This is a genomic window from Campylobacter pinnipediorum subsp. pinnipediorum (assembly GCF_002021925.1).
Taxonomy (GTDB): domain Bacteria; phylum Campylobacterota; class Campylobacteria; order Campylobacterales; family Campylobacteraceae; genus Campylobacter_A; species Campylobacter_A pinnipediorum.
Map to the genome: position 1 here is coordinate 600430 of NZ_CP012546.1, position 21100 is coordinate 621529.

Genomic DNA, 21100 nt, shown 5'->3' on the forward strand with positions numbered 1-21100 from the left:
TATCGTATCAAACTAGCACTTTTTTAAATGCTTAATTATTTCTTAAAATTAATCAATTAAAATTCATACTTTTTTTACTATTTTTCACATAACTGAATTAATTAAATTTTCTATTGTTTCACTTGATTTTTCTACTTTATTTGTTATATATCTTTGTGTTGTGGTTATATTTGTATGACCTAGCGTAAAAGATACCTGCTCTATTGGTAATTTTAAATAATTAATTGAGTAACTAGCAACTAAATGTCTTATATCGTGAAGCCTAATTTTTGGTAAATTATTGCTTTTAAGTAATGTTTTCCAACTTCTTCGCAAATCCTGATATTTATTATTTGTATTTGGATTTATAAAAACATAGCTATCAAGCTTATTATTTTTCTTAGCTTCAATGTATCTTTTATATAATCTATTATATAAATCTTCACTCATTTTATATATCATATCTTTTTTAGCTTTGTTAATTTTATAAGGTATTGTATATGTTTTATTCTTTAAATTTACATCATCCCATTTTAAAGATAAAACTTCGTTTTTCCTTCTTCCGTGCAAAAGGAAAAAGAATATATCGCAAGTTTCACTATTATTTAATACAATAGCTTTTATTATCTTCTTTTGTGTTGATATAGGATAATCAAAATAGATTTTATTATCGAACTTTGGAAGCTCTACAAAGTCGCAGGGATTTTTTTCTATTAATTCCATTTTGATAGCAAATTTAAATATAACTCTTAATTTAACAAGTATATTTTTGATAGTTTTAATCTTATATTCTTGCTTAATTAATGAATTACAAAATAATTGTATATCTATAAATTTTATACTTTCCACATCTCTTAAGCCTAAATCATTACGAAAGTGTTTATTATATGTAGCTATATCACTTCTTAAAGTTGAATAGCTTAATATACACTCATAAAAGCTTACATAAGTATCAAATAATTTATTAAAATTCATAGTTTCTTAAATCTCTTATAATAAAATCTTCAACCAAAGGATTGTTTAAATCATGTTTTTTATCATTATTTGATACAAAGCTCATATCTCTATCAATTAATAAATTTTCTGTATATGCTAGATGTTGCAAATTACAATTTTGCTTGTCTAAGCTTTCATAATATGATATTAATTCAAAATCTTTTTTCCTGTTTAAAGGCTTATTTTTATTATAGTTTGCTAAATATCTGTTTTTCTCTGCTTGTCTTGATAGATGATTTATTGTTACATCTACACTATCAGGCAATTTAATTCTTAAATTCTCTTTTTTCTTTTCTTGTTTTTCAAAGTCATAAGAGTTTATAAGATTATCTTTTATATAATGCTCTAGTCTTCCATTTAGATAAATAAGCTCTTCTTTGTTCCTTGGTATTTTTATATTTATATAATCGTCTTCCTTTTTCCATTCCAAAAAAAAATTATCATCATTTTTCATATCGTTTAGATGATGAAAATCCTTGAAAGTAGATATAAAATTTATCTTTCTATATACCCACAAAGGAACTTTTGTTCTTGATGTTATAAATCTTCTTACTTTGTGTTTTACATACCAGCAAGAAAGTTCATCAAGCTTATCAGTTTTATCAACATTTATAAAGGTCTTTTGGATATATTTCATAACATAGCCACTAGCATTATAAATACTTGTTTGAAAACCGTTTATTTCATTATTCATAATTTGCTCTTTAGTTATAGCATTTTTTCTTAAATTCTGTGGAGCATAGAATATATCACGATATATTTTTAACATAAAATCAAAATTGTTTTTATCTGTATAAAATAAAGCATGTATGTGTGGCACTCCATCGCTTTTGTGTGGTTCAAAACATCGTATATAAGAACTTTGCGAACCTTTAAAATTCTTTCTAAATCGCATTATAAATAAATGCCATTGATGATTTAAAACTTTAATCAAATCATTAATTGTTAATGTAGCTTGGTTTTTAGCTTTATATTTTACATCATAAGGCAAGTATTTATAATCCTTAGCCTTAAACCTTGAATAATCACCTTTTAAAGCATCCCTAAAGCAACCATTAAGAGTTATGGTTAAAAATACAGGGCTTAAGAGATTATCATTTGATAAGCTATATATCGTATTTACTCGGTTTGTAACTTCAGCATAATACTTGGATGAGAAATTAGCAGACATTGATATATCAAAAAGCGATTTAATCTCGCCTAGATTATTTACAAATTGATGATTTAATAAATAATTTTTTTGATTATCCATTTTTGACTGGCAAAATTTCAAATCGTTATCAGTAACACCAAACATTTAAATCCTTCCCAAACTTAAAGGTAACAGTTTTTTATTAAATTGATAAATTGACAAGAGCCCCACTTACTCACTCGCGAAGCTCGTTCGTAAGTTGGGGCTTACGCCGGAAAAAACAAAACAACCCAAAAAGCTAAAATAAGCAAAAAAGCATTTTTTAGTTTTTAGGCTAGGGGTTTGATTTAAGTGTTTTAAAGTTTAGACTTATTATGCAAACCCCTAGTAAAGATACTATTAGGGGGATTTATCCCCCTAATAACCCCCGATTAAATAATTTCAATACTAACAGTCAAAACACTTTTAACATCCTTTTCTTGCTCTACTGAAAAAAGATATTTTAAAAGCCAAATATCTTTTAAAATTGGTATTCCATTGCGGTATTTATTAGAAGTTGTTTTATTAATTCCACTAAGGACTAAAACATCGCCTTTTTTAAGGAAATATGAGCTTTTAAGCTCTTTTTTTGATGTGATAGGTGTATTAGTATCATTTAATAAATCTTCTAATACTAAGGACAAATCAACCTTAATAACATCTTTTAGGAATATAGGTTTTAAACTTATCTTTAATCCGACATCTTTATACTGAAATGATGAAGTAGTAGAACTTTGAGAGTTTGTTACTTCGCTTTGTGAAGTTAGATAAGGAATTGTTTTAACTGAGCTAAAAAAGACATCATTATCATTATAAGCGGTTAAAAACGGGCTTGATATAATCTTAGTAATACCATTCTCATCAAGAAAATTTAAAACACCAAAATAAGCAGAAGAATTATTTTTTATAATGTTTGAATTACTCATATATGGAGCAGTTAAAAGATTTACATATAGTTTTAAATCTCCATGATTAAGTGGCTTTAAAATTGAAGTTAAATCAGTTCCGCGATTATATAAATCGTTAAGATTTGTTTCAGTAATAACAAGCTTAAAAGTTGCAGACTTTGGCAAAACATCATAATCTTTTATACTTTGTTTTATTTGTCTATATGTAAAATCATCAGACCTAAAATATAAAGTATTGTTATGAGTGCTAAAAGTAGAGTTTATATCATAAAGGGTTAAAATTTTAGAAACATCATCAGGAATAAAATTATTAAATTTTATCTGTTTTAAATCTTTCTTTAACTGCTCTTTATCTGTAACAATATATAAATCATCCACAAAATCAATATATAAATTCTTGCTAGATAAAATCTTTTTAAACTCATCTAAACTAAGCTTATCATTATCGCCATTAAATACAAAGTGATAGCTTGATACATCAATTTCACTATCAGCAATAATTCTAACATTGTTATATTTAGAAGTTAAAAACATTAAATCAAGTAGATTTATATATGTATTTATAGCATGTGAAAAACTACTTAAACAAACTAGAATTAGAAATATCTTTTTCATCTTTAGAACCTTTATTAATAGAATTTAAAACATCAAACACGGGGCTTTTAAAAGCAAAAAAATAGTTTGTAAAACTTCCAATTTTAAAAGAAGTAAAATATAAAGCAGAATTGCGAGAAATAATAAATTCTAAAAATGATTTAGGAAACTCAACATCACTTTTTTTAATAAAGCAATTAGAATCAATACAAGTAATATTATATAAATATAAATTTTCTAAATCATGATCAGATTTATTATATTCTTTTATTATCTTATGTTTGGAGTTATTAGATAAATTATAATTTTTTGTATCTATGTTGTTTATAGTTTTAACATCATTTGTATTATTTTTATTTGTGTCATCTGTCATACTATCAATAACAAAATAAAAAATAATAACTAAAACAAAAAGTAAAAATAATGATATTAAAAAGAATTTTTTTATTAAAGATGATTGATTTTTGATTTTTCCACTATGATATAAATTAAATACATCTTTAGAAAAATCGATATTTATTTTTCTATACTCATCTTTTGCATAGAGCTTATAAGAACCATAAAGAATATATCTTAATTTATTTGTAAAAACTCTTTTGGAGCTATCAACAGCTTTATAAAAAAATTCAGCAATTCTCTTATACTCCGGATTTATCAAACTTAAATCCTGAGTAATTAAATAAATTTCTTGACTTAAATGCCTATGATATGTAAGCCACCATATTAAAATCTCATCTTTTTTATTTTTAAAAAAGTTATGTGCTTCATCAAGAATAATTAACACTTTAAATAAATTATATTGCTTTGCTACTTCTATTAAATACTTATCACCTTTTTTATCTAGGTAACAAGCGTGTAAAATAGAAATATCATCATAAAATTTATTAAAATCAAATTGTATAAATCTAGTATCTAAATCAAATTTAAAGCCATCAATATTTGTATAACAATAAAAAAATTCATCTTGTTTTTTAGTTTCTTTCTTGTCTTTTTTAAACTTATCAAAAAATGATTTTTTGGGTTGTTTTAAAAAGGTTTCATATATACGATTAACAGCAAAGTAAGTTTTTCCACTGCCCGGATTACCAATCACATAAGAAATCATTTTTTATAACTTTGATATAAATAATGTTTCTAATGTTTCCCTTATATTTTTTAAAACTACTATGCTTATTTTTAAAGCATAAATACTAAAAAAAGTAACAAAAATAGGCGAAAACACTGAAAACACATCAACAAAAGCAGACCAAATACCAAAAGACTTTAAAACACTTATAAAATAACTTATTAAACTATCATTTGAATAAGAAAAATTATTAATATAATTAATAATAAAATTAACTTTTGTATAGATAAATTCTATAATCTTATACAATAAATAAAAATAACTAAGCAAAGCAGTAGTTAAAAGTAAATTTATAGCTAACATTTTAGCAAATGTTAAAGATTTTAAAGCTATAGAAGCTATATCAAAACCTTTTTTAAAAGTAAAAAATTCAAATATCATCATAAAAAAATTAAGCATAACAAAACCCTTTAAAAGCTAAAGATAAATAATTTAATACAAATCATAAGAAACATGATAAAAAAGAAAATATAAAAAATTTTATAGATTAAAGGACTAATATCAGATAAAAAATTACATAAATCAAGCCTTATAACTTGATTTTTAAAGCCCAAAGGAACATTAAAAGATTTAGGACAAGTATTAGGTATTGAAGATTTATCTAATTGATTTAAACCATTTGTATCAAACAAATTTCTTAATTTATCAAGGTTTCTTAAATAATCATCAAATTTATTGGTAACTTCATCTATACCTTTTTTTACTTCACCAATAAAATTATCATTAGCAGAATTTAAATCAGTATAATCAACACTTTTACCAAATTCTATATCATCATCACCTTTACCATCTTCATTACCATTATTATTTATATTATTACCGCCGGGTTTTCCATTTGGGTAAGTTCCTTTACCATCATCTTTACCTTTACCACTTGGGTCAGTTCCTTTACCATCATTGTCTTTACCTTTTCCATCTTTGTCTTTACCATCAAAATCTTTTCCATCATTTGGATTATCTGTTGTAATACTACCACCAGAACCACTAGAATCGCTATCATTATTTGGTTTACTTTCTTCTATTGGTTTATTTGGTTTAGGTTTATTTGGTGTAAAATCTAACTCATTGTCTTTTTTTGGTTTATCTTCTTTGTCTTTTTTTGGTGTATCTTCTGGTATCTCTTTAAATCTTATTTCTTGACCATTAGCACAATTAGTATCAATAAAACCACCCCAAGGAAGATAAGTGCAGGCATAAGATTTAATATCAGCAACATATTGACAACTTTTATCGGCAGACTTAGACCAAGAAGAGCCTAAACCAGTACATATACAATTAGCTATATTCTCAAAACCACGAGAAGAAGAGCAATCAATACAAGACTCATCAGGAAAACCAAATTTATTTAAATTTTCATCGGTGCAATCTTTGTAACATCTTTCAGATTCAAAGTCATAACTGTAACCAACTTCGCAAGGAATAGCAATATCAACATCAGGAATATCATCATCAGCAAAAGAAAAAGTAAAAGCAAATAATAAAAATAATATTATTCTTATAAATTTCATTTTTACATCTTTTTAGTTAATAATGCTAATCCAGCTATCAAAGGAAAACAACAAATCAAAAAATAGTAAAATATTGAAAAGAAGTAATCAAAACTTGCTATATTAGTAACAGATACAACCATTTTTAAGCCTTTCTTACTTTTTTATTAACAAATAAATAAAATCAAATGCGAGATAGCAAAACAAGAACAATCAAACAGAGTATAAAGCCACAAAGCGAACCGCTAAGAGCCATCAAAAAGTTATATTGTTGTTCGTTTATGCCTAAGTCATACATTTTATTTACTTCTTAATACATCAATAGCTAAAACAACAGATTTAACAACAGCAAAAGCCGTTAAAATGATAGATAAAAGAATATTGATATTAATAGCAAAATCTTTAACATTTATAAATTCATATTCCATTATTTAGCCTTTTTTAATTTAGATATTCCCCTTACTAAAAAAGCAAGGGGTTTTACACAAAGAGTAATTATCCTCTTAAAAGACGAAGACCTGTTTTAACAGAATAAATAATGCCAGAAGCAACAATTACAACACCCGCAACGCCGTAAAATGTAGCCATATCAATATTACCACTAACAGCACCATCGGAACCTAAAGAAACAGCCGCGGCGGCAGAATTAGCAGCAACAGCTGCAACAGAACCAAGAACAAACAACTTTGATTTAAAATTTTTCATTTTAAACCCCTTTCATAGATAAATTTTATTTTAGGTAGCTACTTGATAAAACATTTGATTTAAACACTTTATTAAGTAGCTACAAACTAAAATTTTAAATTACTTAGCTTTTTTATCTTCTTTAAATTCTGTTTTAGCGATTGCAATATTATCGCTTAAAAATGTATCATAAGGTGTTATAATTTTTATCACTTTGCTATCATTAGGTAAACTACCAGCAAAATGCAAAACTTCGCCTTTTTTAATTCTATCTTTTATTGATTTAGCAACTTTTCCTGCTGTTTCATTGTCAGGGCATTCAATCTTAAAAGTTGCAATCTGTAAACTATCATCTATATTATCAGTCTTTGAATTTTCAACTTCATAAACATTCTGTGAAATTAATCTAACACTAGGAGAGTAGTCATTACCTTCAAATGAACCACTTGCAGAGCTACGAACAAGAGCAAACTTAACAGAGTAAGAAACCGTAAATTCTTCTTTTAAAATTTCCATTGTAAAACCTTTTTAAATAAATTTTTTGTGTAGAACTTTTAAAAAATCTCTCCCTAAAGGTTCTACAGCAAAAGAGAGAGATAAACAGTTTATAGACTTGTTTGGGTCTTTTTTAAATTCTTAAGTTAAAAAAGATATAATTAAGAACTAAATTATTTAAATATTTATTGCAGTTACTTAAATAATTTAAGTATTTTAGTAAAAAAATTAAAAAAAGTCAATATGAATAATAAAGAATTTTGCGAAAAACTTAATATATCAGAACCAACACTTTATAACTGGAAAAAGGATAAACCCTTTTTATATAAAATTGTAATGGAATATAAAGATAAAAATGAAGATAAGAAAGAGAATTTAAGTAAAAATGAAATTTTACTTAAATATTTTAATAATTTAAGTGAATTAGAAAAAGATTATTATATTTCAGAAATAACAGCAAGAGCATTAAAAAAGGAAATAGACAAATGAAATCATTAATCACAAAATTAAAAAGCTTTTTTGACACAAAAGAAAAATCAAACAAAGATATAATAATAGAACAAGTAAAGAAAATCAGAGAAGAAAAACAATTAAACGAAATTCAAGAAAAAAACGAAGTTGAAGAAATTCAAGAAATAAAGCAAGAAAATCAAGTAAAAACAAATCAAGAAAAAAGAGTGTTTGGATTAGCTAAATCAAGAAAAGATAATAAAGAAAGTAATTATCAAAAGGGTAGAAAATACGAATTATATATTAAAAATTTCTTTGAGAACAAAGAATATAAAGTATATCCAAAAGGATATATTGAAAAAAGAAAAGATGGCGGTATAGATTTAATAGCTTATAAAAATAATGAGATGGCATTAATACAATGCAAAAACTGGACTAATCCACCAAAGCAAAAAGAATTAAAAGTATTTGTAATAAATTGCGATTTATATATAAATCAAAATAAAGATAAAATAAAAGATAAAACAATTAGAAAGCTTTTTATAACTTCAAATAGCAAACAAGATTATGGTGTAAAATGCTTTTTAGAAGAATATAACAAGCAAAATGATATAAAAATAGAATATATAATTATAAACACGGAAGATTAAAAAAATTAGTATTAATATTTTTTAAAAATTTTAGAATGGGAGCCAATACGAGCTAATTCTACAATATTATTATTTATTCTGTAAATTACAACACAATCAGACTTTAAATGACAATCAAAAAAACCTTTATAATCGCCTTTTAAAGAATGATTTTTATAAAGAACAGGAAGCGAAATTTTATCTACAAGCTTTAAATGTTCTAAAAAATCAATAAGTAAATCATCATCAAAACCTTGTTTTTTAAGATTTTTATAGTCTGATTTAAATTTATTTGAAAATTTAATCTCAATCATTTAAAGCTTTCATAATGCAATCAACATTTTGAAAAGATTTTGATAAATTTTTACCATCTTCAATATCTTTTATAACTTTCAATGTTTCATTATTAGGCTCATATTCTTCATAAAGCTCAACATCTCTATTTAAAGGCAAAAGAGATTTGATAACATTTAAAAAATCTTGATTAACATTAGTTAATGTAATAGTCATTTTTTAATCCTTTAAATTTTTAATACAGAAATATTATACAATAAATTATATAATTATCAATATATAATAAAAATTTTACTCATAACCCGAAGGTCGGCAGTTCAAATCTGTCCTCCGCAACCAAATACCCATTTTATCGTATCAAACTAGCACTTTTTTAAATGCTTAATTATTTCTTAAAATTAATCAATTAAAATTCATACTTTTTTACTATTTTTTACATAACTGAATTAATTAAATTTTCTATTGTTTCACTTGATTTTTTATTTTATTTATATGCATTTTATGCTTAATCACAAAGATATTTTTACATACACAAACACTAAAAAAGTGTTTGTATAATCAATTTTAATCATTCCATAATGTCTTTATGCAAAATCTCTTCTAAAACGACAGTAGCATAAGAGCCTTTTTGTAGCCCAAAACTTATGCTATATTGTGCCGTTTCTTCATTGTGTTTATAGCTTAGGTTTTCAATATAGCTCCAAGAAAATCTTCTGCCGCCATTCATTTTTGACTCAAATTCAAAGGCTTGTTTATAAATTTCATTTTCTATTTCATTTGCTAAGCCAACTGATTTATAAGCCTTAGAACCAATCAAAAGACCACAACTTGTCAAATCTCTTTTTAAAAATCTTTGCAGTTCACTATCCAAATCTTCACACAAAAAGCATTTTCCAAAAGGATAGTGCCCAAGAACTTCGCCCGGTAATAATTTAAAAAATTGTTTTTGAGATTTTAGCTTCTTTACAATATCTTTATCAAATTTATAAATATCACATATCTCTTTTTCGCTAAAATCATTCACAAACCTTGAAATTTCAATCCTTTTGCTAACATATTTATTAAATAGTTCGCTCTGATATGCAGAAACTAAAAAATCTTTCATTTTTGGGTTTTTAATTTTTTTACCATTAACTGTTCCATGTTGTAAAAGTTCAAGACCACTTTGAGCATTATCTTGAAATTTGCCAAAACGCTGATATCCAAAATAATTCGCAAACCCATTTTTATCTATACTATTTAAAATTTCATTTAGTTTCAAAGCATCACTTGGCATTACTTTTTTAAGTCTTATAAAAAAACTATTACCTTTTAAATGCCCTATTTTTAACTTATTTTTATGATAATTTACGCTTAAAATTTTCATTTTATCGTGTGAAAAATTATTTAAATTACCCTCAAATTTTCTTGGCAATGTAATAAATTGAGTTGTCATTCCTTGCTTATCTTTTAGTCCAGCATACCCAAAATCACGCATCTTAGCACCAGTTACTTCGCTTAAAATTTGCAAAGCTTGCTTGGTATCTAGATCCTTTTTTTGAATTTGAATAAGCAGATGTTCCCCATCTCCACTTGGTTCATAAAGCGGTATCTCTCTTACTACAAAATCATCAGAGTTTTTTGAAAAATGCACATTTATAGGTGAGTGTGTCAAATAATAAAGTGGCTTAAAAGTGGTGTTTTCTTGCATTTGATTTATATCTTCCTTTCGTTGCTTTTGCAAATATCGTTATTTTAGTTCTTGTTTGTTTTGAAATTTGTTTAATCTTTTTAAGATTTTTAGCAGAAAAACTAAATAAAATTTCATATTCTTCTCCGCTTTTCATCTGTAAGGTGTTTAATCTTTTTATAAACTTGACACCCTTTCTTGAAGCTAGGCACAATTTTTCTAAATCAAGCCCTAGCCCATCGCTTATATCCATTGATGAGTTTATAAACTTTGATGCTTTGTAAAAAAACTTATCTTTTAAAATTGGCTTTGCAAATCTACTTTTTTTACCCACACTTCCTTTATTTAAAAGCGACCTTAGACCTTTAAGACTACCACCCAAACTACCCGTAAATGCCAAAAAATCATTAGTTTTTAGGTTCTTTCTATAAATCGGCCTATTTTTTAGCTCTCCAATAAGAGTTAGGCTAATAAAAATTTTATCACTGGCTATTGTATCTCCACCAATAATCTTAACACCGTATTTTTTACAAGCTATATTTATGCCATTACTTATTGATTTTATATCATCTGAACTTGTATTTTTTGGTACTCCAAGCCCTAAAAGAGCATATTTTGGCAGAGCATTCATGACAATTATATCTGAAATATTTACCATCATTGACTTGTAGCCAATTTGCTCTAAACTAAGCCAATGCTTTAAAAAATGAGTGCCTTCCACAAATAGATCTTTTGCATAAACAAAATTGCCAACAACAGCTCCATCATCACCTATAAATTCATTGTTAAAACAACTTATTGCAAAAGCTTCTTTGTTCATATTATTTAAAAAAATCCCATAAAAGTTTTAAAATAGTAAAAGCAACCACACTTAGAAAGACAAATCGTATAAACTTAATCTCTTTTTTGATAACTAAATTTGAACCAAAATAAGCACCTATGATAGCAGCCACACCCATTAATACACCAACAAACCATAAAATATTACCGCTTAAAATAAATATAAAAAGGCTTACTATATTACTAGTAAAGTTAAAAATTTTAGTATTAGCTACAGCTTTTTTGATATTTAATCCAAGCAAGGCAACCATTGAAAATGTCCAAAAAGAGCCAGTCCCTGGACCAAAAAACCCATCATAAAAACCAAGCAATAAACCAAAACAAATATAAAAAATATTAGGATTAATTTTTGATTTTCTATCTTGTTCTGTTATATTTGGTGAAAAAATAGTATAAATAAAAATAGATATAAGCAAAAATGGAACTATGATTTTTAGTATATCTGCGTTTAAAAATAGTATCGTCTTTGCACCTATACATGCTCCAACAAATGTAAAAAATATGCATATAAAAACTTCTTTAAAATTTATCATACCTTTTAGTGTAAAGTTTAAACTCGCCGTAAAAGAGCCAAAACTTCCTTGTAGTTTATTTGTGGCTAATGCAGTATGCGGGTCTATGCCAAAAGCCATCAAAAGAGGGACTATTATAAGTCCTCCTCCGCCGGCGATAGCATCTATAAAACCGCCAACAAAGGCACCAACAAAAAAAATACAATAAACTAAAAAATCAAATTCCATAAAAACAACTCCCAAACAAGTTTTTACGATAAATATTAAGTAAATATGATACCAAAATTATTGTAAAAATTAGTTTTTAAAATGCATTTTATATCAAAATAACAAAAAACATCCAACCACTATGGAATTGATTTTGAATAAAATTTACCAAATTTAATAAAAAAATTGTAATTTTGTAAAAATTTAAATTTATTTTTATTGACAAAAAAAGATTTTTTTCATATAATCACAGTTCATTTTTACTATATTCCGGATTAGCTCAGCGGTAGAGTAGGTGACTGTTAATCACTTGGTCGCTGGTTCGAATCCAGCATCCGGAGCCACTTATGTTTAAAAACCACTTTCAAATCCATATTTTGCCGATGTTTTCAAAGGATTAATGTTTCGGTAAATTTTGTTTTAAAATTTTTATACTTTATATATAAATTATAAAAAATATTTTTAAGGGCGTAGATTTTATATAAAAATATATATTTGTTAATGTTTTATTGTGAATTAAATATATAAATTTTTTAAGTAATTTTATATATTTTTTATTGTTTTTCTTATTTTTTTGTTTTTTAAAATTTATTTATTTTAATTGTCTATTGTATTTAAATTTGATAAATGTTGCCTAGCTTTTTGAAAGATACATAAGAAAGCTACTAATCTTGCATTGTCAAGATGATTTAGAGATTCAAGGTTTAAAAAATTTTATCAAGAAAAATCATACCAGATATATAGATGATAAATCATAAAAAACAAAAAAATATTAGTCTTTGATGCCAAATATAAAAATATGAATTAGTTGCTGGTGGGTTTATATATTCACTTAGTAAAGGTTTGGATCAAGATAATACTTATAGTTATAATTGGCTTGGAGATAGCAAGACTAAAATTATAATATAGAAATATTGGACAATGAAATCAAAGAAGATGAATTTATCGCTAGGATAAAAGAGTTTTTAAACACTTAATAAAATGCATAATTTATATTTTAACTATTTTTAGATAAAATCATACTAATTAATATAATCAAATTTAAAAAATTAAAGTTAGAAAATGAGTGAAATACTAAATCAATTAAACGACACACAAAAAGAGGCTGCAACTCATATAGATGGTCCTATGCTTATACTAGCTGGTGCCGGAAGTGGTAAGACAAAAACAATAACTTCAAGACTTGCTTATTTGGTTGGAGAGGTTGGTATAGATCCGGCAAATACACTTACTTTGACTTTTACAAACAAAGCAGCAAATGAGATGAGGGTAAGGGCCTTGAGGCTACTGGATAAGAATGAATTTCAAATACCTTTACTTTGTACTTTTCATAAATTTGGACTTTTGTTTTTGAAGTTTTATATAGATAGGCTAGGTAGAAAAAATAATTTTATCATAATTGATACTGATGATAAAAAAAAGATTTTAAAAGGGTTTGAAAGTTCTTTGCCGACATCTGTTTTGTCGAATGAAATTTCAAATTATAAAAATTCACTTTTTAGTGTTGAAGATGTTTTAAGTAATGCAACTTTACTAAGCGGCGAAAAAAATCAAGATGGCTTTTATCAAAAAGTAGCTCAAATTTATAAACAATATGAAGAGTATTTGAGTGCTAATAATCTTGTTGATTTTGATGATCTGTTAGTTCTTACATATAAGATTTTAGATAGTGATGATGAGTTAGCAAAAAACATATCCAATAGATATAAATATATAATGGTAGATGAGTATCAAGATACAAATGAGCTTCAATATAAACTTTTAAGAAAGCTATGCACATCTCATTCAAATATATGTGTTGTTGGCGATGATGATCAGAGTATATATGGTTGGCGTGGTGCAAAAATAGACAATATTTTAAATTTTAAAAATCAATTTAATAATACAAAAATTATAAAACTAGAGCATAACTATCGCTCTACTTCACAAATTTTAAAAGTAGCCAATGAGCTTATAAATCACAATAGAAATCGTCTTGGAAAAATACTTATTAGCACAAAAGAAGATGGCGAAAATGTAAATCTTTTTGAAAGTATAGATGAGGTCGCTGAGGCTACAAAGATAGCTAAAAGCATAAAAGAACTTATACAAAGCGGAGTAAATGCACCTGATATAGCTATACTTTATAGAGTAAATGCACTTTCTAGGTCATTAGAAGAGGGTTTAAATAAAGAAAATATACCTTATAAGATGGTTGGTGGTGTTAAGTTTTATGAAAGAGCTGAGATAAAAGATATCATAAGCTATATAAGACTTGTCACAAATCAAAATGATGATTTTTCCTTAAGAAGAATAATAAATCGCCCAAAAAGAGGTCTTGGTAAGGTTAGTCTTGAAAAGATAGAAAATTTTGCTTTTGAAAATAAAATTTCTTTATTTAAAGCGGTTGAATTGCTTAGTGAAAAAGATGATGTTTTTAATAAAAAAACAGCAACTTCTTTGTGTGATTTTATACAAAATTTAAAAGATATTGGTGATTCTGATGGGATTTTTAAGCTTATTGATGATTTGGAAGCTAAGTTTGGAATAAGAAAATATTATGAGAGCTTACCAGATGGTAGTGATAGGGCTGCGAATATTGATGAATTTTATGCGATGATAAAAGATCAGATAAAACAAGATCCAAGTTTTGATTTGGACGAGTTTTTAAATGAGCTTACTTTAACCAGCGAACAAGATGGTGTTAGTGATAAGATGATATCTATAATGAGTGTTCACGCTAGCAAGGGTTTGGAGTTCGAGCATTTGTTTGTTATAGGTATGGAGGAGGGATTTTTCCCTTTGATAGGCGATGGAAGTGATTTGGAGGAAGAGAGAAGACTTGCTTATGTTGCTATAACAAGGGCTAAAAAATCACTTAGTTTAAGCTATGCAAACTCAAGATTTTATAAAGGTCAGCGTGCTAGACTTAATAAAAGTAGATTTTTGTCAGAGGCCGGTTTAATACAAGGTTCTTTAGTTATAGAACGAAGTAATGAGTATAAAAAAGGTGATCTTGTAAAACATAAAATTTTTGGAATAGGGCGTGTTACCGGGCTTTCAAGGGTTAAAAAAGAGTTTAAACTAACTATAAATTTTGGTGGAAATGTGAAAGAAATAATGTCTAGTTTTGTGGAAAAAGCTGTATGAATGCAATTTTTGTAGCAAACAAGCCTTATGGTTTGAGTTCAAATCATTTTTTAAGTAGACTAAAACGCAAATATAAAGTAAAAAAAGCTGGTTTTTCTGGCACTTTAGATCCATTTGCTACTGGGGTTTTGGTTGTAGCTTTTGGCTCTTACACTAGGCTATTTTCTTATTTAAATAAGACCCCAAAAGTATATGAAGCTACAATTTGGTTTGGTGCAAGTAGTGAGAGTGGGGATAATGAAAATATATATCAAGTTGAAAAACTAAGACCGTTTTCGCCAGATGTTTTTGAGATAGTAAGAAAATCTTTGCTGGGCAAGGTTAGTTATATTCCGCCAAAATTTAGTGCTAAAAATATCAATGGAGTAAGAGCATATAAGCTTGCTAGAAGTGGCGTTGAGTTTGAGTTAAAATCTCAGGAAATGGAGATATTTTCTTGTGAAATTTTAAATTATTCTCATCCGTTTTTAACCATAAGAGTTAAAGTAGATGAGGGTGCTTATGTAAGATCTTATGCTCAACTTTTTGCACAAAAGATGGGTGTAAATGCTACACTTAGTGCTTTAAAAAGGGTTAGCGAGGGTGAGTTTAGATTTGAAAACGAACGATTTTTAGACCCTATAAGTATTTTAAATTTGCCAAAAAATGAGTATTTTGGTGATATTAATGAAGTAATGGATGGTAAAAAGCTAGATTTATGTAAGCTTAAAATGCAAAAAAATGGAAAATATTTATTGGAATATGATGAATTTTTTAGTATTATTGAGATAAAAGATGATGAGATAAATTATTGTTTAAATAAGGTAAAAAAATGTTAATATTGTCAAGAAAAGAAAATGAAGAGATATTATTAGGCAATGATATAAAATTGGTTGTAGTTAGTATAAATAAAGGTGCTGTAAAGCTTGGAATAGAAGCCCCTAAAAACACAATGATACTAAGAAGCGAACTTGCAAATCAAATTAAAGACTCAAATAAGCAAGCTAGTAAAGATGTTCCTTGTGATAGCTTTGATGAGCTTAGAAAAAAAATAGAAAAATGAAAAGTTTTGCTAAATTAAATATATTTTTAAAAATAGTTGGTACTCGTAGAAATTATCATGAAATTAACTCAAGATTTATACTTTTAAATGATATTTATGATGAGATTTATTTTAAACTTTCTGATAAATTTTATATAGAAAGTAATTATGATATAGATGATAATATAGTATTAAAAGCAAAAAAAGAGTTAGAAAAAGCAGGATATAAAAACGAACTAGATGAGTATTTTAAAAATCATAAAATAGTATTGAAAAAAAATATACCTATGGGAAGCGGAATGGGAGGTGGTAGTTCAAATGCTGCTACCTTTTTAAAATTAGCAAACGAAGAATTAAATCTAAACATAAAAACAGAAAAACTTGCCGAGATAGCTTCAAAAATAGGTTCAGATGTACCTTTTTTTGTATATAATTATCCTAGTGCAAATGTAAGTGGTATTGGTGAAAATGTGATTTATTTTGATGATGAAATTCCACAAATAGATCTTATTATGCCAAATATATCTTGTGAAACGCCAAGGGTTTATCGTGAGTTTAGAGATAAATTTATGCAAAATATAGATATAAAACAAGCTGATAATTTTATGAATAAAAAAAGCAATGAGCTTTTGTGTATGTATAAAAATTATGAGTTAAATGATCTATTTTTGCCTTGTTTATCTCTTTATTCTAAGATGAAAGATTTTGATAATAAATTTTTAAGCGGCAGCGGAAGCACGATGTTTGGTTTAAAGGGTGTAAAGTGAAAGAGGTAGCAAAAAATAAAAAAGCATTTTTTGAATACTCTATAATAGAAAATTTTGAAGCTGGTATAGTTTTAAAAGGTAGCGAAACAAAGGCTTTAAGGCTTGGTAGGGCGAATTTAAAAGATAGTTTTGTTCGTATAATAAAAGGAGAGATTTTTTTATTAAATGCGCATATTTCTCATCTTGAAACAACACATAGTCATTTTAGACCAGATGAAAGAGGTGCTAGAAAGCTTTTGATGCATAGAAAACAGATAGATAGAATGTTTGGACTGGTAACTAGAGATGGATTTACTATAGTTCCTATTTCTATATATCTAAATGATAAAAATATGTTTAAGGTTAGAATAGCTCTTGCAAAAGGTAAAAATCTGCATGATAAGCGTGAGACATTGAAGAAAAAACAGGCTGATATGGATGCAAGGTCTGCTATGAAAAATTTTGGTAAAAATTTATAAAAAGGAATAAAATGAAAAAAGGTTTATTGTTTTTAATAATGGCTATATTTTTTATTGGCTGTTCAGAAGATAAGGTAGATAATATTTCTGGTTTTAAAGAATTTAAAGATTCTGAAGAGGTGGTTTTAAAAGGCGTAAATGGTCAAAATAAAGTTTTGGTTCGTAAAAATGGTGGCTTTGTTGTAAAAGGTGAAGAGAACAAGGTTGTTGTTATTGATATATTTGGTACTTTTTGCCCACCTTGCCAAGAAGAGGCTCCGGGTATAGCAAAGTATCAACTTGATAATCAAAAAGATTTTTTAATCATAGGTTTAACTCATTTTGAAAATGTCACCGATGAATATGTTGTAAGTGATTTTATTCAAAAATATAATGCTTTTTATTTTATAACAAATAATCAAAGTGTGAATGACAGAATCGCAGAACAAGTTGTTAAGGATATAGGCTATCAGCACGAGATAGCACTTCCATTTAAAGTTATTTTGAAAAATGGATATTATCAACTTGTAACTGATAATAATACTGGCAAATTCGGAGTTAAATACTATCTTGGCGGTATTAAAATGAGTAGAATGCAAAGTGATATTGAAAGAATTAATAGTCTTAAGCAAAATATGGAATAAAATTTGCTTATAGTATTGTGTGATTAAAAAGGAGTAGTTAATGTTTGTTTTAGAGACATCAAAATCAAGACCATTGGTTGAATCAGCTATGAGTGCTAGGGAGCTTAGACAAAAGATGATATCTAGCAACATTGCAAATATAGATACTCCATTTTATAAATCAAGAGATATAGGTTTTGAATCAGAGCTTAGTTCTAGGGCTAATGAGATTTACAATAAAACAAAAAGTAAAGAATTAAAATTAGCAAAAACAAATGACAAACATATAGATATGGTTGGTTTTCCAAGAACTGGGGTAGCTAGTGTGTTTTTAAGAGATGGCCATTTGGCTAGAAATGATGCAAATACTGTTGATTTAGATGTTGAAACAACAGAACTTAGTAAAAACTATATAATGTTAAATGCTTTGGATAGTGCTTATAAAAGAGATAGTTCTATATTTAAAAGCGTAATAGACGCAAGTGGCAAAATGTAAGGTTGAATAGATGTATTTAAATGATTTTGATATTAGTGGATATGGACTTAGTGCACAGCGTTTTAGAATGAATGTTATTAGCTCAAATATAGCTAATGCAAACACAACTAGAACAGCAGAGGGCGGTCCTTATAGAAGACAAGAGGTTATCTTTAAAGCTTTTGATTTTGATAAGGTTTTAAACAAACAAATAAAAGAGCAAAACTCTATGCTTGAATATTCAAATCCTTTAGATGATCCTGCATCGCCAAAAGATGCTTTTCCACCTGTTATGAGTGTTGTTGTTGATAAGATAGTTAGGGATGATAAAGATTTTCAGCTAAAATATGATCCAAACCATCCGGATGCAAATGCAAATGGGTATGTTGCTTATCCAAATATTAATCCAGTTATAGAAATGAGCGATTTGATAGAGGCTACTAGGGCATATCAAGCTAATGTTGCTGCTTTTCAAAGTGCTAAAAGTATAGCTCAAAGCGCTATACAAATGATTGCAGGGGGACAATAATGAACGATATATCTAGTATATCCAAGATCTCACAATTAAACCAAGATAAAACCACTCAAAAAAAATCAGATGTTGATTTTGCTAGTGTTTTAGATAACTCATTAAAAGAGTTAAATAAGGTTCAAGAAAATGCCGATAAAGCAATCGCCGATCTTGCTACTGGAGAGGTTAAAGACTTACATCAAGCAGCAATAGCGATAGGCAAAGCTGAAACAAGTATGAAATTGATGTTAGAGATTAGAAATAAAGCTTTAAGTGCTTATAAAGAGATATCAAGAACTCAAATTTAGATTTTATGAATTCAAACAAAACAAAAACTACTGTTCTTTATATAGTTATTTTAGTTTTTATATTGATTTTTTTATCATCTATGTTTTTTCGTATAAGCATAGATAGAAAATTACCAAGTATGCAAACAAGCGAGGATAATACTGCTTTAAGAGGCTCTATAATCACAAAAGATGGCTTTAGAGTTGCTGTGAGTCAGAAGCTATATACAGCCAAGCTTGATACAAGAAGTATAGACCCAAATAAAAAAGATATGTTTATAAAACTTTATTCTATTTATAGTGGGGACAGTGAGAAAAAAATACGAAACCTTATAAACAAAACAAGAGGTTTGCTTGTATTATCTGAAAATATAGATGCAAAAACAGCTATGCATTTAAAAGAATTATCAAGAAAATTATATCAAAAAAAGATTTTTATACCTATACATGGCTCTAGTTTTATACAAGGTCTTGATGTATTTGAAAGTGAAGAGAGTAGAAAAAATAGAACTTATATAGCAAAAAATGCTTTAACCCCTATAATTGGCTATATGATACAAAAAGATGGAAAAAGCTCCGGTGCAAAAGGTATAGAAAAGTATTATGATGATTTTTTGGCGCCTATTCAGGATGCAAAATTTATAGGTCCAAGAGATGTTGGAAGCAATATAATATTTACGAGTGAATCTAATCTTGCAAATAGAGTAGATGGATATGATGTTGGAATTTCTGTATCTTTAAAATTCCAAAGTATGCTTGAAAAAATAGTTGATAACCAAAGAGAATTTTTAGATGCTAGTGAAATTATAGCTTGTGTTATGGATAGCAAGACAGGTGAAATTTTAGCTCTTGCATCAAGTTCTAGATATGATCCATCAAGTATTAGAAAACAAGATATATTGTCTTTAAACTCAGCAGCTACTGAGTATTCATATGAGATAGGTTCTGTGTTTAAACCTTTTATATTTTCTATATTGATGTCTGAAAAAAAATTAAATCCGGTTGAGATCGTAAATACTTATAATGGTAAATATAAACTTGGAAAAAGAATCATAAGAGATACTCATCCTGAGCCAAGCATGAGTGCCGAGGATGTTATAGCATATAGTTCAAATATAGGTATGATTGAGCTATCTAAGCGTTTAGATGGTATTCAGATATATAATGGTCTTATAAATTTTGGATTTACTCAAAAAACTGGCGTTGATATACCTTATGAACAAGTAGGTGCGATACCAAGTGCTATTAAGCTTAATTCTCAAACATATAAAGCAACAGTTAGCTATGGATACGGTGTTAGTGCAACATTTATGCAGCTTTTGAAATCTTATAATGTTTTTAATAATAAAGGCATTGCTGTTATCCCGCATTTTGCCGTATATTTTGAAAAAAATGGCAAGAAATATTCTCCACCTATATTAAATGGATTAAATCAAAACTCAAAACAAATAATATCTCAAGATATTGCAAAAAGAATGAAAAGAATACTTATAAAAGTTGTTGAAAAAGGAACTGGTCAAAAAGCATTTACCCCTGGCTTGGAAGTAGGAGGCAAAACAGGAACAGCTCATATAGCTAAAAATGGAGTATATTCTAATACATACAATGGATCATTTTTTGGGTTTGCAAATGATGATTTTGGACATAACTATACTATAGGTGTTCTTGCTAGAAATCCTAAGAAAAAATATTATTATTATGGGGCACAAAGTGCTTTACCGGTATTTAAGAGAACTGTTGATTTGCTTGTAAATGAAGGTTATCTGAAAAAGAACGAGATTGAGAAAAATGATGAGTAAGTAAAAAGTT

General features: G+C 27.1%; 26 protein-coding genes and 1 tRNA gene. 13 read left to right on the plus strand and 14 right to left on the minus strand.

Annotation, left to right across the window (positions count from 1 at the left end):
• Window positions 1-84 precede the first annotated feature (84 nt).
• The 9 genes from CPIN17260_RS03120 to CPIN17260_RS03155 form a co-directional block, all read right to left on the minus strand.
• A complete protein-coding gene (locus CPIN17260_RS03120) occupies window positions 85-954 on the minus strand; it encodes a tyrosine-type recombinase/integrase (protein ID WP_078440543.1) in 870 nt (289 codons plus the stop codon).
• Window positions 944-2272, minus strand: coding sequence for a rolling circle replication-associated protein (locus CPIN17260_RS03125; RefSeq protein WP_078440544.1), 1329 nt, complete (start codon window positions 2270-2272; stop codon window positions 944-946). The genes CPIN17260_RS03120 and CPIN17260_RS03125 overlap by 11 nt, the downstream gene beginning before the upstream one ends.
• 266 nt (window positions 2273-2538) lie before the next feature.
• Entirely contained in the window at window positions 2539-3669 is a 1131-nt protein-coding gene (locus CPIN17260_RS03130; RefSeq protein ID WP_078397976.1) for a type II secretion system protein GspD, read from the minus strand.
• Window positions 3632-4753: a zonular occludens toxin domain-containing protein gene (locus CPIN17260_RS03135; protein ID WP_078440545.1), complete on the minus strand. Its 1122-nt coding sequence runs from the start codon at window positions 4751-4753 to the stop codon at window positions 3632-3634. The genes CPIN17260_RS03130 and CPIN17260_RS03135 overlap by 38 nt, the downstream gene beginning before the upstream one ends.
• Before the next feature lie 3 nt (window positions 4754-4756).
• A complete protein-coding gene (locus CPIN17260_RS03140; protein ID WP_069632830.1) occupies window positions 4757-5173 on the minus strand; it encodes a hypothetical protein in 417 nt (138 codons plus the stop codon).
• A gap of 11 nt (window positions 5174-5184) precedes the next feature.
• Window positions 5185-6282, minus strand: a complete 1098-nt coding sequence (locus CPIN17260_RS03145; protein WP_078440546.1) for a hypothetical protein — start codon at window positions 6280-6282, stop codon at window positions 5185-5187.
• 278 nt (window positions 6283-6560) lie between these two features.
• Window positions 6561-6689, minus strand: coding sequence for a hypothetical protein (locus CPIN17260_RS09520; RefSeq protein WP_257616970.1), 129 nt, complete (start codon window positions 6687-6689; stop codon window positions 6561-6563).
• A 67-nt stretch (window positions 6690-6756) separates the two neighbouring features.
• Window positions 6757-6966, minus strand: coding sequence for a hypothetical protein (locus tag CPIN17260_RS03150; protein ID WP_069632828.1), 210 nt, complete (start codon window positions 6964-6966; stop codon window positions 6757-6759).
• A 99-nt stretch (window positions 6967-7065) separates the two neighbouring features.
• Window positions 7066-7461, minus strand: coding sequence for a hypothetical protein (locus CPIN17260_RS03155; RefSeq protein ID WP_069632827.1), 396 nt, complete (start codon window positions 7459-7461; stop codon window positions 7066-7068).
• 222 nt (window positions 7462-7683) lie between these two features.
• Between CPIN17260_RS03155 and CPIN17260_RS03160 the strand changes: the two genes are divergently transcribed.
• On the plus strand, window positions 7684-7929 hold the full coding sequence (locus CPIN17260_RS03160) for a hypothetical protein (RefSeq protein ID WP_078387527.1): 246 nt from the start codon (window positions 7684-7686) through the stop codon (window positions 7927-7929).
• Window positions 7926-8540, plus strand: coding sequence for a restriction endonuclease (locus CPIN17260_RS03165; protein WP_078387528.1), 615 nt, complete (start codon window positions 7926-7928; stop codon window positions 8538-8540). Before CPIN17260_RS03160 ends, CPIN17260_RS03165 begins: the two co-directional genes overlap by 4 nt.
• Before the next feature lie 11 nt (window positions 8541-8551).
• Here the strand turns inward: CPIN17260_RS03165 and CPIN17260_RS03170 are convergent, their stop codons facing one another.
• The 5 genes from CPIN17260_RS03170 to CPIN17260_RS03190 all read right to left on the minus strand — a co-directional run bounded on the left by CPIN17260_RS03170 (window position 8552) and on the right by CPIN17260_RS03190 (window position 12062).
• The gene (locus tag CPIN17260_RS03170) at window positions 8552-8833 is read right to left on the minus strand and encodes a type II toxin-antitoxin system YafQ family toxin (protein WP_078440547.1); all 282 of its coding nucleotides are present in this window, start codon (window positions 8831-8833) and stop codon (window positions 8552-8554) included.
• Window positions 8826-9029, minus strand: a complete 204-nt coding sequence (locus CPIN17260_RS03175) for a hypothetical protein (RefSeq protein WP_078387530.1) — start codon at window positions 9027-9029, stop codon at window positions 8826-8828. The genes CPIN17260_RS03170 and CPIN17260_RS03175 overlap by 8 nt, the downstream gene beginning before the upstream one ends.
• Before the next feature lie 352 nt (window positions 9030-9381).
• The gene (gene truD, locus CPIN17260_RS03180) at window positions 9382-10512 is read right to left on the minus strand and encodes a tRNA pseudouridine(13) synthase TruD (RefSeq protein ID WP_226997035.1); all 1131 of its coding nucleotides are present in this window, start codon (window positions 10510-10512) and stop codon (window positions 9382-9384) included.
• On the minus strand, window positions 10481-11302 hold the full coding sequence (locus tag CPIN17260_RS03185; RefSeq protein WP_069636924.1) for a thiamine-phosphate kinase: 822 nt from the start codon (window positions 11300-11302) through the stop codon (window positions 10481-10483). Before CPIN17260_RS03185 ends, truD begins: the two co-directional genes overlap by 32 nt.
• A 1-nt stretch (window position 11303) precedes the next feature.
• The gene (locus CPIN17260_RS03190; RefSeq protein ID WP_069632821.1) at window positions 11304-12062 is read right to left on the minus strand and encodes a TSUP family transporter; all 759 of its coding nucleotides are present in this window, start codon (window positions 12060-12062) and stop codon (window positions 11304-11306) included.
• A 248-nt stretch (window positions 12063-12310) separates the two neighbouring features.
• Here CPIN17260_RS03190 and CPIN17260_RS03195 point away from each other — a divergent pair.
• The 11 genes from CPIN17260_RS03195 (at window position 12311) to CPIN17260_RS03245 (ending at window position 21090) form a co-directional block, all read left to right on the plus strand.
• Window positions 12311-12385 (plus strand) — tRNA-Asn (locus tag CPIN17260_RS03195).
• Window positions 12386-13103: 718 nt separating this feature from the next.
• Window positions 13104-15170 (plus strand): ATP-dependent helicase, encoded by a 2067-nt coding sequence (locus CPIN17260_RS03200; protein ID WP_069632820.1) that lies wholly within the window; start codon window positions 13104-13106, stop codon window positions 15168-15170.
• Window positions 15167-15988, plus strand: coding sequence for a tRNA pseudouridine(55) synthase TruB (truB, locus tag CPIN17260_RS03205; RefSeq protein WP_069636926.1), 822 nt, complete (start codon window positions 15167-15169; stop codon window positions 15986-15988). Before CPIN17260_RS03200 ends, truB begins: the two co-directional genes overlap by 4 nt.
• Entirely contained in the window at window positions 15982-16212 is a 231-nt protein-coding gene (csrA, locus tag CPIN17260_RS03210) for a carbon storage regulator CsrA (RefSeq protein WP_069632818.1), read from the plus strand. The genes truB and csrA overlap by 7 nt, the downstream gene beginning before the upstream one ends.
• On the plus strand, window positions 16209-16958 hold the full coding sequence (locus CPIN17260_RS03215) for a 4-(cytidine 5'-diphospho)-2-C-methyl-D-erythritol kinase (RefSeq protein ID WP_078397982.1): 750 nt from the start codon (window positions 16209-16211) through the stop codon (window positions 16956-16958). Before csrA ends, CPIN17260_RS03215 begins: the two co-directional genes overlap by 4 nt.
• Entirely contained in the window at window positions 16955-17416 is a 462-nt protein-coding gene (smpB, locus tag CPIN17260_RS03220; RefSeq protein ID WP_069636927.1) for an SsrA-binding protein SmpB, read from the plus strand. Before CPIN17260_RS03215 ends, smpB begins: the two co-directional genes overlap by 4 nt.
• A gap of 11 nt (window positions 17417-17427) precedes the next feature.
• Window positions 17428-18039, plus strand: a complete 612-nt coding sequence (locus CPIN17260_RS03225; RefSeq protein ID WP_078440548.1) for a redoxin family protein — start codon at window positions 17428-17430, stop codon at window positions 18037-18039.
• A gap of 40 nt (window positions 18040-18079) precedes the next feature.
• The gene (gene flgB, locus CPIN17260_RS03230) at window positions 18080-18514 is read left to right on the plus strand and encodes a flagellar basal body rod protein FlgB (protein WP_078440549.1); all 435 of its coding nucleotides are present in this window, start codon (window positions 18080-18082) and stop codon (window positions 18512-18514) included.
• A 10-nt stretch (window positions 18515-18524) separates the two neighbouring features.
• A complete protein-coding gene (gene flgC, locus CPIN17260_RS03235; protein ID WP_078440550.1) occupies window positions 18525-19022 on the plus strand; it encodes a flagellar basal body rod protein FlgC in 498 nt (165 codons plus the stop codon).
• The gene (gene fliE, locus CPIN17260_RS03240; protein ID WP_069632812.1) at window positions 19022-19312 is read left to right on the plus strand and encodes a flagellar hook-basal body complex protein FliE; all 291 of its coding nucleotides are present in this window, start codon (window positions 19022-19024) and stop codon (window positions 19310-19312) included. The genes flgC and fliE overlap by 1 nt, the downstream gene beginning before the upstream one ends.
• A gap of 5 nt (window positions 19313-19317) precedes the next feature.
• The gene (locus CPIN17260_RS03245) at window positions 19318-21090 is read left to right on the plus strand and encodes a peptidoglycan D,D-transpeptidase FtsI family protein (protein ID WP_078440551.1); all 1773 of its coding nucleotides are present in this window, start codon (window positions 19318-19320) and stop codon (window positions 21088-21090) included.
• The last annotated feature ends 10 nt before the right edge of the window (window positions 21091-21100 follow it).

Bases quoted from the DNA above. Each gene is read 5' to 3' on its own strand.
- CPIN17260_RS03120 (WP_078440543.1), bottom strand. From the start codon at position 954: ATGAATTTTAATAAATTATTTGATACTTATGTAAGCTTTTATGAGTGT.
- CPIN17260_RS03125 (WP_078440544.1), bottom strand. From the start codon at position 2,272: ATGTTTGGTGTTACTGATAACGATTTGAAATTTTGCCAGTCAAAAATG.
- CPIN17260_RS03130 (WP_078397976.1), bottom strand. From the start codon at position 3,669: ATGAAAAAGATATTTCTAATTCTAGTTTGTTTAAGTAGTTTTTCACAT.
- CPIN17260_RS03135 (WP_078440545.1), bottom strand. From the start codon at position 4,753: ATGATTTCTTATGTGATTGGTAATCCGGGCAGTGGAAAAACTTACTTT.
- CPIN17260_RS03140 (WP_069632830.1), bottom strand. From the start codon at position 5,173: ATGCTTAATTTTTTTATGATGATATTTGAATTTTTTACTTTTAAAAAA.
- CPIN17260_RS03145 (WP_078440546.1), bottom strand. From the start codon at position 6,282: ATGAAATTTATAAGAATAATATTATTTTTATTATTTGCTTTTACTTTT.
- CPIN17260_RS09520 (WP_257616970.1), bottom strand. From the start codon at position 6,689: ATGGAATATGAATTTATAAATGTTAAAGATTTTGCTATTAATATCAAT.
- CPIN17260_RS03150 (WP_069632828.1), bottom strand. From the start codon at position 6,966: ATGAAAAATTTTAAATCAAAGTTGTTTGTTCTTGGTTCTGTTGCAGCT.
- CPIN17260_RS03155 (WP_069632827.1), bottom strand. From the start codon at position 7,461: ATGGAAATTTTAAAAGAAGAATTTACGGTTTCTTACTCTGTTAAGTTT.
- CPIN17260_RS03160 (WP_078387527.1), top strand. From the start codon at position 7,684: ATGAATAATAAAGAATTTTGCGAAAAACTTAATATATCAGAACCAACA.
- CPIN17260_RS03165 (WP_078387528.1), top strand. From the start codon at position 7,926: ATGAAATCATTAATCACAAAATTAAAAAGCTTTTTTGACACAAAAGAA.
- CPIN17260_RS03170 (WP_078440547.1), bottom strand. From the start codon at position 8,833: ATGATTGAGATTAAATTTTCAAATAAATTTAAATCAGACTATAAAAAT.
- CPIN17260_RS03175 (WP_078387530.1), bottom strand. From the start codon at position 9,029: ATGACTATTACATTAACTAATGTTAATCAAGATTTTTTAAATGTTATC.
- CPIN17260_RS03185 (WP_069636924.1), bottom strand. From the start codon at position 11,302: ATGAACAAAGAAGCTTTTGCAATAAGTTGTTTTAACAATGAATTTATA.
- CPIN17260_RS03190 (WP_069632821.1), bottom strand. From the start codon at position 12,062: ATGGAATTTGATTTTTTAGTTTATTGTATTTTTTTTGTTGGTGCCTTT.
- CPIN17260_RS03200 (WP_069632820.1), top strand. From the start codon at position 13,104: ATGAGTGAAATACTAAATCAATTAAACGACACACAAAAAGAGGCTGCA.
- truB (WP_069636926.1), top strand. From the start codon at position 15,167: ATGAATGCAATTTTTGTAGCAAACAAGCCTTATGGTTTGAGTTCAAAT.
- csrA (WP_069632818.1), top strand. From the start codon at position 15,982: ATGTTAATATTGTCAAGAAAAGAAAATGAAGAGATATTATTAGGCAAT.
- CPIN17260_RS03215 (WP_078397982.1), top strand. From the start codon at position 16,209: ATGAAAAGTTTTGCTAAATTAAATATATTTTTAAAAATAGTTGGTACT.
- CPIN17260_RS03225 (WP_078440548.1), top strand. From the start codon at position 17,428: ATGAAAAAAGGTTTATTGTTTTTAATAATGGCTATATTTTTTATTGGC.
- flgB (WP_078440549.1), top strand. From the start codon at position 18,080: ATGTTTGTTTTAGAGACATCAAAATCAAGACCATTGGTTGAATCAGCT.
- flgC (WP_078440550.1), top strand. From the start codon at position 18,525: ATGTATTTAAATGATTTTGATATTAGTGGATATGGACTTAGTGCACAG.
- fliE (WP_069632812.1), top strand. From the start codon at position 19,022: ATGAACGATATATCTAGTATATCCAAGATCTCACAATTAAACCAAGAT.
- CPIN17260_RS03245 (WP_078440551.1), top strand. From the start codon at position 19,318: ATGAATTCAAACAAAACAAAAACTACTGTTCTTTATATAGTTATTTTA.